12 protein-coding genes and 1 tRNA gene are annotated in these 12,869 nt (G+C 71.5%); 12 read left to right on the forward strand and 1 reads right to left on the reverse strand.

Annotated features, from left to right (window positions below):
- Positions 1-250: 250 nt before the first annotated feature.
- Entirely contained in the window at positions 251-3,139 is a 2,889-nt protein-coding gene (locus tag GVL05_RS08320) for an Rne/Rng family ribonuclease (protein ID WP_159572780.1), read from the forward strand.
- Between the two features lie 287 nt (positions 3,140-3,426).
- Positions 3,427-4,116 carry a hypothetical protein gene (locus tag GVL05_RS08325; protein ID WP_235035916.1) on the forward strand — a complete coding sequence of 230 codons (690 nt, stop codon included), beginning with the start codon at positions 3,427-3,429 and terminating at the stop codon, positions 4,114-4,116.
- Positions 4,117-4,565: 449 nt separating this feature from the next.
- Here the strand turns inward: GVL05_RS08325 and GVL05_RS08330 are convergent, their stop codons facing one another.
- Entirely contained in the window at positions 4,566-4,838 is a 273-nt protein-coding gene (locus GVL05_RS08330; protein WP_159572784.1) for a DUF4031 domain-containing protein, read from the reverse strand.
- 179 nt (positions 4,839-5,017) lie between these two features.
- On the opposite strand from GVL05_RS08330, the gene rplU reads away from it, so the two are divergent.
- From rplU to GVL05_RS08380, 10 genes are all read left to right on the forward strand, one after another.
- A complete protein-coding gene (rplU, locus tag GVL05_RS08335; RefSeq protein WP_111084536.1) occupies positions 5,018-5,326 on the forward strand; it encodes a 50S ribosomal protein L21 in 309 nt (102 codons plus the stop codon).
- 12 nt (positions 5,327-5,338) lie between these two features.
- Complete coding sequence (gene rpmA / locus GVL05_RS08340) at positions 5,339-5,590, forward strand: 50S ribosomal protein L27 (protein WP_071257351.1); 252 nt, start codon at positions 5,339-5,341, stop codon at positions 5,588-5,590.
- 132 nt (positions 5,591-5,722) lie between these two features.
- Complete coding sequence (gene obgE / locus GVL05_RS08345; protein WP_123938841.1) at positions 5,723-7,312, forward strand: GTPase ObgE; 1,590 nt, start codon at positions 5,723-5,725, stop codon at positions 7,310-7,312.
- 7 nt (positions 7,313-7,319) lie between these two features.
- The gene (proB, locus tag GVL05_RS08350; protein ID WP_228505024.1) at positions 7,320-8,138 is read left to right on the forward strand and encodes a glutamate 5-kinase; all 819 of its coding nucleotides are present in this window, start codon (positions 7,320-7,322) and stop codon (positions 8,136-8,138) included.
- Positions 8,139-8,514: 376 nt separating this feature from the next.
- Positions 8,515-9,780, forward strand: coding sequence for a glutamate-5-semialdehyde dehydrogenase (locus GVL05_RS08355; protein WP_133936707.1), 1,266 nt, complete (start codon positions 8,515-8,517; stop codon positions 9,778-9,780).
- A gap of 41 nt (positions 9,781-9,821) precedes the next feature.
- Positions 9,822-10,022, forward strand: a complete 201-nt coding sequence (locus tag GVL05_RS08360; RefSeq protein WP_123293955.1) for a hypothetical protein — start codon at positions 9,822-9,824, stop codon at positions 10,020-10,022.
- 10 nt (positions 10,023-10,032) lie between these two features.
- A complete protein-coding gene (gene nadD / locus GVL05_RS08365; RefSeq protein WP_111084540.1) occupies positions 10,033-10,632 on the forward strand; it encodes a nicotinate-nucleotide adenylyltransferase in 600 nt (199 codons plus the stop codon).
- Entirely contained in the window at positions 10,629-12,152 is a 1,524-nt protein-coding gene (locus GVL05_RS08370; RefSeq protein ID WP_159572786.1) for a hypothetical protein, read from the forward strand. The genes nadD and GVL05_RS08370 overlap by 4 nt, the downstream gene beginning before the upstream one ends.
- A 130-nt stretch (positions 12,153-12,282) precedes the next feature.
- Positions 12,283-12,657, forward strand: a complete 375-nt coding sequence (gene rsfS, locus GVL05_RS08375; protein ID WP_159572788.1) for a ribosome silencing factor — start codon at positions 12,283-12,285, stop codon at positions 12,655-12,657.
- Positions 12,658-12,765: 108 nt separating this feature from the next.
- Positions 12,766-12,838: transfer RNA gene (locus GVL05_RS08380), tRNA-Ala, on the forward strand.
- The last annotated feature ends 31 nt before the right edge of the window (positions 12,839-12,869 follow it).

Raw genomic sequence — 12,869 nt, forward strand, 5'->3', positions numbered from 1 at the left:
GGCAGTGCCCCACGGGGCAGTGTCCGGACGATCAGGTGCGGTGAGAGCGCACCGTGGTCGGGACAGCGTCACTCCGACGCCGAGCCGACCCGGGCCGGGTGCCCGGACCGGAACGGCAGCGGACGCAACGAGAAGTTGACGCAGACCGATCACGAAGACAGCGAGCGCGGGGCGTCGACGCCACCGCCACAACCAAAGAATTCCCGCCGCCTGACAAGGGTGCGAGTGGGGCCGAGGAGTGCGCCAGTCCATGGTGGAGCAGAACAACGACAACACGACCAACGACGAGAACGCCCCGAAGCGTCGGACCCGCCTGTTCGGCGGACGCCGCGCCCGGTCGTCCGGCCAGCAGGTCGCGGCCGACGCCGTGCAGGTGCCGGCCGTCGACGAGCCCCTCGCGCTGACGGACGGGGCACCGGCAGACGGGGCACCGGCAGAAGCCGTGTCCGTCGCGGTCGAGGCCGTCTCCGCGCAGAGCGCCGAGCCGGACGACGTGAGCACGCTGACCGGCGACCTGCCGGTGGTGACGGCCGAGCCGACCGAGCCCGCAGCCGACGTGGCGGAGCCGAGTGGTGCCTCCCGTCCGACCGAGACCGAGCCGACGGCCGAGGCGAGCGAACCCGCCGCCCCAGCCGAGCCGTTCGTCCCGAAGGCGACGAGCACGCTCAGCCTGATCTTCCACGCCCCCGTCCTGCCGGAGCTGCCGCGCCGTGCCGCGCGGTACGAACGCGACGAGGACGACCGAGACGACCGCTACGAGCGCTCCGACCGCTCCGAGCGCGAGGACCGGTTCGACCGCGATGACCGGTACGACACCGACGAGCGTGAGGAGCAGGGCGGATCCCGCCGGCGCTCGCGTCGTCGGGGGAGCAGCGCCGACCGCGAGGCCCGTGCGCCGCGCGAGCCGCGCGACCACCAGGAGCCCCGCCGCCGCGAGCCCGAGCTCATCACCGAGCCGCAGCGCATCAAGGGCTCGACCCGGCTCGAGGCGAAGAAGCAGCGCCGCCGCGACGGCCGTGACGCCGGACGCCGCCGCCAGGTCGTGAGCGAGGACGAGTTCCTCGCCCGCCGCGAGAGCGTCGACCGCCAGATGATCGTGCGCTCCAGCTCGTCGACCATCGAGATCGGCGTGCTCGAGGACGGCATCCTCGCCGAGCACTACATCACCAAGTCCGAGAACGTGTCGCTGATCGGCAACGTGTACCTCGGCAAGGTGCAGAACGTCCTGCCCTCGATGGAGGCCGCCTTCGTCGACATCGGCCGCGGCCGCAACGCCGTGCTGTACGCCGGCGAGGTCGACTGGAACTCGGTCGACACCAGCCACGGCCGTCGCATCGAGGCCGCGCTCAAGCCGGGCGACAAGGTCCTGGTGCAGGTCACGAAGGACCCCGTCGGCCACAAGGGCGCCCGCCTGACCAGCCAGGTCTCGCTGCCCGGTCGCTACCTGGTCTACGTGCCGAACGGCTCGATGAACGGGATCTCGCGCAAGCTGCCCGACACCGAGCGTGCGCGCCTGAAGAAGATCCTGAAAGAGGTCCTGCCGGAGCACGCAGGCGTCATCGTGCGCACCGCTGCCGAAGGTGCGACGGAAGAGCAGCTCACCCGCGACGTGCAGCGCCTGACCAGCCAGTGGGAGGCCATCCAGAAGAAGGTCGCCGGTGGCCAGGCCCCGGTGATGCTGCACTCGGAGCCGGACCTGCTCGTCAAGATCGTGCGTGACGTCTTCAACGAGGACTTCACGAAGCTCATCATCGACGGCGAGGCCGCCGGCGGCACCATCGACGAGTACCTGTCGGCCGTCGCGCCCGACCTGAAGGACCGCGTCGTCCGCTACGAGGGCCCGGACTCCTTCGAGGAGTACCGCCTGAACGAGCAGATCGACAAGGCGCTCGACCGCAAGGTCTGGCTGCCGTCCGGTGGTTCGCTCGTCATCGACCGCACCGAGGCCATGACGGTCGTCGACGTCAACACGGGCAAGTTCGTCGGCTCCGGGGGCAACCTCGAGGAGACGGTCACGAAGAACAACCTCGAGGCCGCCGAGGAACTCGTCCGCCAGCTCCGCCTGCGCGACATCGGCGGCATCATCGTCGTCGACTTCATCGACATGGTGCTCGAGGAGAACCGCGACCTCGTGCTCCGCCGCCTGATCGAGTGCCTGAGCCGCGACCGCACGAAGCACCAGGTCGCCGAGGTCACCTCGCTCGGCCTCGTGCAGATGACCCGCAAGAAGATCGGCGTCGGCCTGCGCGAGTCGCTCGACGAGGTCAACGCGAAGGTCAACGACAACAACGCCGACCCGGGCCCGAGCAAGGGGCGCCGCAAGGGGCGCAGTGGTGCCGGTGGCAACGGCAGCGGCAGCAACGGCAACGGTGGCAACGGGCACGGCAACGGCGGGGGCAACTCCGGCGGTGGCTCGGGTTCCGGTTCGTCGAACGGGCAGTCGAGCCAGGCGCACCAGATCACCGACGACGTGAAGAGCGCGCTGTCGCGGATCGCCGCCTCGACGATCCCGCACGAGGACTCACCGGCATCGCCGACCTCAGCGGAGGCACCGACCTCGGCCGACGTCCCCGCAGCGACGTCCGCGTCCGACGACTCCGGAGCGGGCGAACAGCCCACCGGGTCGAAGCGTCGGCGCCGTGGCGGCCGTGGTGGACGGAGCGGTGAGCAGTCGAACGCTGCCGCGACCGAGGCCACCGAGGTCGCCGAGTCGGCGCCCGTCGCAGTCGAGGCGGAGGCCGCTGTCGAGCCGAAGCAGGCCGAGCCGAAGCGCGACCAGCCGAAGCAGGCTGCGCCGAAGCAGGCGGTCGCCGAGGCTGCTGCTCCTGCCACCGAGCCGAAGGCCAAGGCCCCGGCCCGCCGTCGGGTCAGCTCCAGCGCGACGGTGACCCCGACCGACAACACGGTCGCGATCCTGGACATCCCGCTCAACGCCGCCCCGAAGCGCGAGCCGCGTCAGGTCGCCCCGGACGCCGAGTCGCTGTTGGACTCCGTGCTCCAGGCGCTGCCCGAGCCGAAGCAGCCGGGTCAGGGCCGTTCGCGGTCCCGCCGGGTGTCGTCGCCGAGCATCAGTGCCCCGGCCACGACCGAGGGTGCGTCCGGCGAGGACACCGACGGCTCCGTCATCCTGGGGAACTGAGCGTGACGAACCCCGGTGACCCGCAGCAGGATCGTGGGTACTACGGTGCGGGCTGGCAGCAGCCCGTACCGCCCGGACCCGGGGGAGCCGGCAGTTCCGCGCCGCCGTACGGTGGGCAGCCTGGCGGGCAGCCTGGTGGGCAGCCGCCGTACGGTGGGCAACCTGGCGGGCAGCCTGTTGGGCAGCCGCCGCACGGCGTCCAGCCCACTGCCGGGGTGCCCTACGCCCCGCCGCGACCGCCCCGTGCGCCGGCCGATCCGCGTCGGGCCTTCGCGCCCGGCGCCTCGGTGAACAACACCGCCGGGGCGCTCATCGCCGTGGTGTCCCTCGTGCTGGTCGAGTTCGTGTCCGGCATCGTCGGGCTCATCGGGACGTCGCTCGTCGTCAGCCCGTTCGCGCACTACGGCGCGGGGGCAAGCCTGGTCGGCAGCTTCATCGCCTCGGTGTTCCTGGCGCCGTTCCCGTTCTACGCGGGGGCGTTCCTGGCGCTGGCGTTCCTGACGCCGATCGCCCGCCGCAGCCCGCTGCCGACCGTGCTGCTCCGTGCGGTGCTCGCCGGGGCTGCCGGGACGATCGCCCTCGCGCTCGTCGGTGTCTTCACGGGCGCGTTCGGTGCGATCACCTCGGGCGGTTCCCGACTCGTGATCGACGTCGTCACGAACCCGCTCCGCAACGGCGTGCCGTTCACGGTGATGCTCCTGGCGAGTGCGACCGCCGCGTGGCTGTGGCTCGGGCGCCCGCGACGGAACCGTGGCGCCGCGCCGACGTCCGGCCTGCCGGGGACGGTACGGCCCGCCGACGCCGTCCCGCCCGCGACCGTGCAGCCGGGGCCGCAGCAGCCGCAGCAGGGCCCGTACGGGCAGGGTCTGGTCCAGCCGGACCCCCACGGGCAGTACGGCGGCCAGTACGGCGCACAGCCCCGTCCGGACCAGCAGCAGCCGCCGGCAGCCCCCTGGGGTGGTCCAGCGCCCCGCTGACCTCGCGTCGTGAGGTCGCTCGTGCGGTCGTGTGGGCGCTGCACGGTGCGAGGTTGACCACATGGTGCGGCCTTCGTACCTCGCACCATGTGGGCAACCTCGCACGGTGCGCACGTGCCCGAGCCGCGACCGCGGTCATGCACGGTCATGCGCGGTGCGGCGCACGCCTGTCGCCGCACCGTGCGAGGTTCTCCGGGCGGTGCAGCGGCCGCGGCACGGTGCGAGCCTCTGGCGACGCACCGTGCTGCCGACCTCGCACGCTGTGGGCAACCTCGCACGGTGCGCACGTGCCCGGGACGCGGCCGCGCACCGTGCGACAGGACGGACGTGGCGGGGGTGCGCCGGGCCTCCCGTCCGCACGTGCGCGGTTGCAGACACCGTGCGAGCCGGCGTGCCCGGCACCGAGTCGGGAACCTCGCACCGTGCGTGCCGGACGCACGCGCGGCGAGTCAGTTGGCGCGCTTGTCGCGCTGCGCCACGCGCAGGCCGCTGCGGATGAGCCGCAGCACGAGCTCCCGGCCGGACACCGCAGAGGCCCCTGCGGCGACCAGTTCGTCGTACTTCGCGAGCGGTACGTCGTAGTGGTCGTGGTCGAACGCACGACGCGGCACACCGGCGCGTGCAGCGAACGCGTGGAGTTCCGCGTAGGATTCATCACTGACGAGGTGCGACCACAGAGTGTCGTGAGCGGGCCACGTCGGTGGGTCGATCAACACGGTCACCGTGCAATCGTACGTGTGTCGCCGTTTGACCGGACCCATGGGGATCGAGTATTCTCGATCCCTGGTGTCAGCGGGCCGTTCTGCCTGCGTCGCCGATCGGGCCCGGCCTTCCGGGAGCCGCTCGTGCAGAAGTGGGCACCCGAGACTTCCCTCAAGCAGAGTTACGTAAGGATTTCCACGTGGTTTACGCAGTAGTGCGCGCCGGCGGCCGTCAGGAAAAGGTCGAGGTCGGCACCATCCTGACCGTCGACCGTGTCAAGGCGGACGACAAGGGCAACATCGACCTCGCCCCCGTGCTCCTCGTGGACGGTGACAAGATCACGTCGGCGGCTTCCGAGCTCGTCAACGTGACCGTCACCGCCGAGGTGCTCGACGACCTGCGCGGTCCGAAGGTCATCATCCAGAAGTTCAAGAACAAGACCGGGTACAAGAAGCGCCAGGGTTTCCGCGCTGAACTGACCCGCGTCAAGATCACCAAGATCGCGTAAGGGAGTCAGCTCATGGCACACAAGAAGGGTGCGAGTTCCACTCGCAACGGTCGTGACTCGAACGCACAGCGCCTCGGCGTGAAGCGCTTCGGTGGCGAGGTCGTCAACGCCGGCGAGATCATCATCCGCCAGCGTGGCACCCACTTCCACCCGGGCGCCAACGTCGGCCGCGGTGGCGACGACACGCTGTTCGCCCTCTCGGCCGGTTCGGTCGAGTTCGGCACCAAGGGTGGCCGCAAGGTCATCAACATCGTCAACGCGTAGTCGCGACGATCAGCTTCAGCGGGAGGGGCGGGCCGAGTGCCCGCCCCTCCTTCGCTTTTCCCGCCGACGGATCACGTCGGCACAACGCGCTGACGGAACCCGTCGGCGCAACGATCTTCCAGGAGTGGAACCATGGCGACCTTCGTCGACCGCGTGACCCTGCACCTCAGCGCGGGGAAGGGCGGCAACGGTTGCGTCTCGGTCCGCCGTGAGAAGTTCAAGCCCCTCGCCGGGCCCGACGGTGGCAACGGTGGTGACGGCGGCGACATCGTGCTCGTGGCCGACCCGCAGGTCACCACGTTGCTCGGCTACCACCGCTCCCCGCACCGTTCGTCCAAGAACGGGCAGCCGGGCATGGGCGACCACCGCAGCGGCGTCAGCGGCGAGGTCCAGGAGCTCCCGCTCCCGATCGGCACCGTCGTGTACGACGAGGCCGGCGAGGTCATCGCCGACCTGACCGAGCCCGGCATGCGCGTCGTCGTGGCTCCCGGTGGCCAGGGCGGCCTCGGCAACGCGGCGCTCTCCACCACCAAGCGCAAGGCCCCCGGCTTCGCGCTCCTCGGCACCGAGGGCTGGGCGGGTGACATCAGCCTCGAGCTGAAGACCATCGCCGACGTCGCCCTCGTCGGGTTCCCGAGCGCCGGCAAGTCTTCGCTCATCGCCGCGATCTCGGCCGCGAAGCCGAAGATCGCCGACTACCCCTTCACCACGCTCACCCCGAACCTCGGCGTCGTCGAGTCGGGCGAGAGCCGCTTCACGGTCGCGGACGTCCCCGGGCTGATCGAGGGCGCGTCCGAGGGCAAGGGCCTCGGCCTCGAGTTCCTGCGGCACGTCGAGCGCTGCGAAGCCCTGCTGCACGTCATCGACTGCGCGACGATGGACCCGGGCCGCGACCCGATCAGCGACCTCGACGTCATCCTGGGCGAGCTCGAGCGCTACCCGGTCCCCGAGGGCCAGGTGCCGCTGCTCGAGCGTCCGCAGCTCATCGCGCTCAACAAGATCGACGTGCCGGATGCCGCCGAGCTCGCCGAGTTCGTCACCGCCGAGCTCGAGGGCCGTGGCTACCGCGTGTTCCCGATCTCCACGGCGTCGCACAAGGGTCTGCGTGAGCTGACCTTCGCGTTGGCCGAGGTCGTCGAGCAGGGTCGTGCCAAGCGCGCGGCCGAGCCCGTCGTCGAGCGCATCGTCATCCGCCCCCGTGCGGTCAACGACCAAGGCTTCACGGTCCGTGCCGAGGGCGGCGAGGAGCACCGCTTCTTCCGCGTCCGCGGCGCGAAGCCGGAGCGCTGGATCCAGCAGACCGACTTCACCAACGAAGAGGCGATCGGCTTCCTGGCCGATCGGCTCGCGAAGCTCGGCGTCGAGGACGGCTTGTTCAAGGCCGGCGCGGTCGCCGGTTCGACCGTTGTGATCGGTGGCGACGGCGGCATGGTCTTCGACTGGGAGCCGACGCTCACGTCCACCGCGGAGCTCATCACGAGCGCGCGCGGGACCGACGCCCGCATCGGTGCGACCTCGCGTCCGACCCGCAACGAGCGGCGCGAGGAGTACTTCGAGCGGATGGACGCCAAGGCGGCCGCCCGTGCCGAGCTCGAGCAGGAGCGTGTCTCCGGCCTCTGGGTGAACGACGAGGTCGTCACCAGCGACGACCTCGAGACCGGCGACCCCGAGACCGGCGGAGTCGAGGCCGGCGACTTCGAGACCAGCGACCAGAAGGACTGACCGCGGCATGACCGACACGACCGCCCGCACCGACCTCGGACCCGTCACCCGGCGAGAGGACATCCCGCGTGCGCGGCGGATCGTGGTCAAGGTCGGCTCGTCCTCGGTCAGCGGTGACGCCGCCGGCCAGATCGGTCCGCTGGTGGACGCCCTGGCCAGCGCCTACGGCCGTGGCACCGAGGTCGTGCTCGTGTCGTCCGGTGCGATCGCGACCGGGTTCCCGTTCCTCGGGCTCGAGGGCCGTCCCGACGACCTCGCCACGCAGCAGGCCGCCGCGGCCACCGGCCAGAACGTCCTGATGTTCCGGTACCAGAAGGAACTCGACCGGCACCGGGTCGTCGCGGCGCAGATCCTGCTGACCGCCGGCGACCTGCAGAACCCCACGCACCGGGTCAACGCGCAGCGCGCCATCGACCGGCTGCTCGCCCTGCGGGTGCTGCCGATCGTGAACGAGAACGACACGGTCGCCACACACGAGATCCGCTTCGGCGACAACGACCGGCTCGCCGCCCTGGTGGCGCGGCTGCTCGGTGCCGACGCCCTGGTGCTGCTGTCCGACGTCGAGGCCCTGTACACGAAGCCGCCGGAGCAGCCCGGCGCCGAGCGCATCGACGAGGTACCGTTCGGCGACGAGCTCGCCGGGGTCACGTTCGGCTCCGTCGGCAAGTCCGGCGTGGGGACCGGGGGAGCAGGCACCAAGGTCGCGGCTGCACGGCTCGCGGCCGAGGCGGGCACGTCGGTCCTGGTGACCGCCACGGCCCTCGTCGACCGCGCCCTGTCGGGCGAGCACGTCGGCACCTGGTTCCACGCCGCGCCGCGTCCCTGACACGGGTCGGACCGCCCGGAGCGGTCACGACTCGCCGCCGGGACGGCGCCGACTGGTCAGGGACCGTCGGCGCGGGCGTCGCGGAGCGACGATCGGCGACCGCTCGCGTGGCGCAGGACGACGTGTCGTGACCGGTCGGCGTGGTGAACGCGACCGCCTGGAGGCCCGGCGCGGGTCCCGGGGACCGGTGCCGGGCCTCCAGGCGGTCACGACGCACCGACGGACTGCGTCGAACGGTCGGGACCGGTCGACGGGGTCGGCGCGAGGCGACGTGGTGCTACCGCTCGGCGGTCGTCGTGCAACGTGTCGTGACCGGTCGGCCGGCGAGACGCCGTCACGCCCGTCACGGGCCGACGAGCGGACCTAGAATCGGTCCATGTCGTCGATCGCGCCCGCCCCGACCCTGACCGACACGCTCGTGGCGGCCCGCACCGCCTCGTCGGCGCTGGCGACCGCGACGACGGCGGTCAAGGACGCCGCCCTGGTGGCGATCGCCGCCGGGGTCCGCGCCGCCACCGACGAGATCGTCGCCGCGAACCACGGTGACCTGGTCGCGGGCGAGGAGAGCGGCCTGTCCTCCGGTCTCGTCGACCGACTCCGGCTCGACCCCGCACGCATCGAGGCGCTGGCCACGGCCGTCGAGGACGTCGTCGGCCTGCAGGACCCGGTGGGGGAGCACCTGCGGGGCTCGTTGCTGCCGAACGGCCTGCAGCTCACCCAGGTGCGGGTGCCGTTCGGGGTCGTCGGCGCCATCTACGAGGCACGACCGAACGTCACGGTCGACATCGCCTCGCTCGCGCTGAAGTCCGGCAACGCGGTCGTGCTCCGCGGGGGATCCGCCGCCCAGCGGACGAACGCCGTGCTCGTGGCCCGTATCCAGGACGCCGTCGAGTCGGTCGGCCTGCCGCGCGAGCTCGTGCAGACCATCGACGAGTTCGGCCGTGCCGGCGCCACCGAGCTCATGCGCGCCCGCGGCCTGGTCGACGTGCTCATCCCGCGCGGCAGCGCCTCGCTCATCCAGACCGTCGTCACCGAGTCGCAGGTCCCCGTGATCGAGACCGGTGCCGGCGTGGTGCACGTGTTCCTCGACGCGTCGGCCCCCGAGCAGCGCGCCGTCGACATCGTCCTGAACAGCAAGGTGCAGCGGCCGAGCGTCTGCAACGCCCTCGAGACCCTCCTGGTGCACGAGCAGGCGGCCGAGCGGCTGCTGCCCGTGCTCGCGGACCGGCTCCGTGCCTCCGGTGTCACGCTGCGCGGCGACGACGCCACGCGGGCGATCGTGCCAGGCGTGCTGCGCGCCACCGACGAGGACTGGGCGACCGAGTCGATGGACCTCGACCTGTCGATCCGCGTCGTGCCGGACGTCGACGCCGCGATGGCGCACATCGCGCGCTGGTCCACCCACCACACCGAGTCGATCGTCACGAACGACGTCGACACGGCCGAACGGTTCCTGGCGACGGTCGACTCGGCGGTCGTGATGGTGAACGCGTCGACGCGCTTCACCGACGGCGGGGAGTTCGGCTTCGGCGCCGAGGTGGGCATCTCGACGCAGAAGCTGCACGCGCGTGGCCCGATGGGGCTGCCGGAGCTCACGAGCACCAAGTGGATCGTGCGCGGGAACGGCCAGATCCGCGGCTAGACTGAACGGCGTCTTTCCCCGACCGAACGGAGCACCGAACGATGACCTTCCTCGCAGAAGCTGCGGAGCACGCCTCCGGGGCCCCGGCGTTCGTGTTCCCGCTCGTCGGCGCGCTGTTCTTCATCTTCCTGGGCTTCGTCACCTGGAGCTTCCGCGACGTGGCCTACCGCCACTCGCAGAAGTTCGAGGCCACCCGCCACCACGAGACGGGTGTCGACGAGTTCGGTCACACCAAGAGCTGATCTGCACCCGATGCTCGAGAGCACCGGACGACCGCGCATCGGGGTGATGGGCGGCACGTTCGACCCCATCCACCACGGTCACCTCGTCGCGGCGTCCGAGGTCGCTCGGGCGTTCGACCTGGACGAGGTCGTGTTCGTCCCCACCGGTCAGCCGTACATGAAGTCCGGCGTCACGGATGCCGAGCACCGCTACCTGATGACGGTCATCGCGACCGCGTCCAACCCGATGTTCACGGTGAGCCGCGTCGACATCGACCGCCCCGGCCCGACGTACACGGTCGACACGCTCCGCGACCTGCACGAACAGCGGCCCGACGCGCAGCTCGTCTTCATCTCGGGCGCAGACGCCGTTCAGCAGATTGTCGACTGGAAAGACCATGATGGTCTCTGGGACCTCGCGCACTTCGTCGCCGTGACGCGTCCGGGACACGACCTGAGCATCAGCGGACTCCCCGAGCGAGACGTAAGCTTGCTCGAAGTCCCCGCACTGGCCATCTCGTCGACCGACTGCCGCGACCGGGTGAGACGTGGTTCCCCCGTCTGGTACCTGGTTCCCGACGGGGTCGTCCAGTACATCTCCAAGCACCACCTGTATCGGAGCGTTGCATGAGTTCGTCCGACGCGCAGCCGCCCCTGTCGCGGCGCCAGGCGCGCGAGCGGGAGCGTGCCGCAGCAGCCGGTTCGCAGCCCGCGACGCCGCCGCCGACCGTCGCCGCACCCGCCGAATCGACGGAACCCCGTCCTCGGCCCGGTTCGCACGTGGCACCCGCTCCCGGCGGTCCGGCCCAGTCCTCCGCTCCGGCGTCCGCCGCGACGGGCACGTCGGCACCGACGGGCACGCCGGCCTCGGCGCCCTCCGTGCCGGTGACCTCCGTCCCTGCAGCCGGGGTGTCGCCGTTCCCGCCCGCCTCGGCGACCGAGATCGTCCCCGGCAGCGGTGGTCTGACCCGCCGCCAGATCCGCCAGCAGCGCGCCGCCGAGAACCAGGCGGTCCTGCCGGTCCCGCTGCAGAACCCCACGCCGCAGTCCTCCGACCGCACCGTCGAGGACGTCCTCGGCTCGGTCGACGCCATCGAGCCGACCTCGGCGCCGCGCGCCGGGGACGAGCCGTCCGGTTCCGAGACCCCCACGGTGCTCGACGAGGCAGCGGTCGCCCAGGCCACCGAGGCCGACGGGTCGCCCGACGCCCTCGAGCCGCTCGACGAAGCCGCTGCGCACGCCGAGGAGCCCCGGCGCCACCGGTCGACCTGGTCGCCGCCCGCCGACGACGCATCCGACGCACAGCCCGAAGCCGGGTCCACGGACGAGGCTCCCGCAGGGACGTCCAGCGACCAGACGAGCACCGATCAGGCGAGCACGGACTCGACGCAGACCGACGAGAAGGGCACTCATGAGACCGGCGCCGACGAGGCGCAGACCGACGCGGACGCCCCGGTCGACGTCGCCGTGCCCGAGCGCCCCTCGGCCACACCGCTCCCGGGGATCCCGGACGGCGCGCCGTCGACCCCGGCGGTGTTCCCGCTGTCCCTCGACCCCGAGGACGACGACACCAACGAGGTTCCGCTCCCCGAGCCTGCACGGACCGACCCCCCGAAGGTCCCCGCGTCCTTCCAGCGGCCGGCCGAGCCGAAGCCGATGACGACGGCCTTCGAGCCGCCCGTCGGGCACTGGTCGCAGCAGGCGCACGGCTCGAACGATGCCGAGGTGCACGACGACTCGACCGGCACCCGCCGGATCGCGGTCACCGACACCAACGCGATCATCCTGCCGAACTCGGCCCTGGCCGACCCGACCGGAGCACTGAACGCGACCGGCGAGGTGATCCTCACCGGGTCCATCGACCTGCCCGCGTCGCTGTCCTCGACGGGGTCGCACCGACCGATCGACGGTGCCGAGGTCGACCGCCTGCTCGAGCAGCACGACGAGCAGCCGGAGACCGACGCCAGCCCGGTGCGCGCCAGCCGCGCGGTGTCCAGCCACACCTCGACCCGCCAGGTCGTCCTCGCCGCCGCGAAGCCGAAGGAGTCGCGCACGCCGCTCATCCTCGGCGTCACGGTCGGCGCCGTCGGTGTCGCCGCAGCCGCGGTCATCATCGTCGCGCTCGTCACGACCCACACCTTCGGCGGCTGACGCCCGACCCGAACCACCGATCCCGACACCTGCGTCGGCCGCGGCCTGGCCGTGCGTCGGCGGGGTGGCTTATGATCGTGACCCATCAAGCGATCCGGCTCCCTGCCGGGTCGACGACCGGAAGGAATCCGTGACCGCCTCCACTCGCGCACTGGAACTCGTGCAGGCCGCCGCTCTCGCGGCGGACGCCAAGCAGGCCGAGGACCTCGTCGCGCTCGATGTGACCGGGCCGTTGCAGCTCACGGACGTGTTCCTGCTCGCAACCGGTCGGAACGAGCGCAACGTGCAGTCCATCGCCGATGCGGTCGAGGAGCACCTCCTCGAGCTCGGCGCCAAGACCCTCCGCCGCGAAGGCCGGAGCGAGGGCCGCTGGGTCCTCATCGACGTCGGCGACATCGTGGTGCACGTCTTCCACGACGAGGACCGTCAGTACTACTCGCTCGAGCGTCTCTGGGCAGACTGCCCGACCATCCCGCTCGAGCTCCCGGTGGACCACACCGCCTGATCAGCGACGCGCCCGGGTGACGGCTTCGATTTCGTTGCCCGGCGTTCGCATGGTGTACGCTTCTATGGTGCCTCCGGGGAACCGGTCGGCACGGAAGCAACACAATCTGGGTCTGTGGCGCAGCTGGTAGCGCACCTGCATGGCATGCAGGGGGTCAGGGGTTCGAGTCCCCTCAGATCCACCGACAACCCCCGTCGTTCTCCGGAACGGCG

This window comes from Curtobacterium sp. 18060, assembly GCF_902706105.1.
Classification (GTDB): domain Bacteria; phylum Actinomycetota; class Actinomycetes; order Actinomycetales; family Microbacteriaceae; genus Curtobacterium.

Coding starts and splice junctions, on each gene's coding strand:
- GVL05_RS08320 (WP_159572780.1), top strand. CDS start 251: ATGGTGGAGCAGAACAACGACAACACGACCAACGACGAGAACGCCCCG.
- rpmA (WP_071257351.1), top strand. CDS start 5,339: ATGGCACACAAGAAGGGTGCGAGTTCCACTCGCAACGGTCGTGACTCG.
- obgE (WP_123938841.1), top strand. CDS start 5,723: ATGGCGACCTTCGTCGACCGCGTGACCCTGCACCTCAGCGCGGGGAAG.
- proB (WP_228505024.1), top strand. CDS start 7,320: ATGACCGACACGACCGCCCGCACCGACCTCGGACCCGTCACCCGGCGA.
- GVL05_RS08355 (WP_133936707.1), top strand. CDS start 8,515: ATGTCGTCGATCGCGCCCGCCCCGACCCTGACCGACACGCTCGTGGCG.
- GVL05_RS08360 (WP_123293955.1), top strand. CDS start 9,822: ATGACCTTCCTCGCAGAAGCTGCGGAGCACGCCTCCGGGGCCCCGGCG.
- nadD (WP_111084540.1), top strand. CDS start 10,033: ATGCTCGAGAGCACCGGACGACCGCGCATCGGGGTGATGGGCGGCACG.
- GVL05_RS08370 (WP_159572786.1), top strand. CDS start 10,629: ATGAGTTCGTCCGACGCGCAGCCGCCCCTGTCGCGGCGCCAGGCGCGC.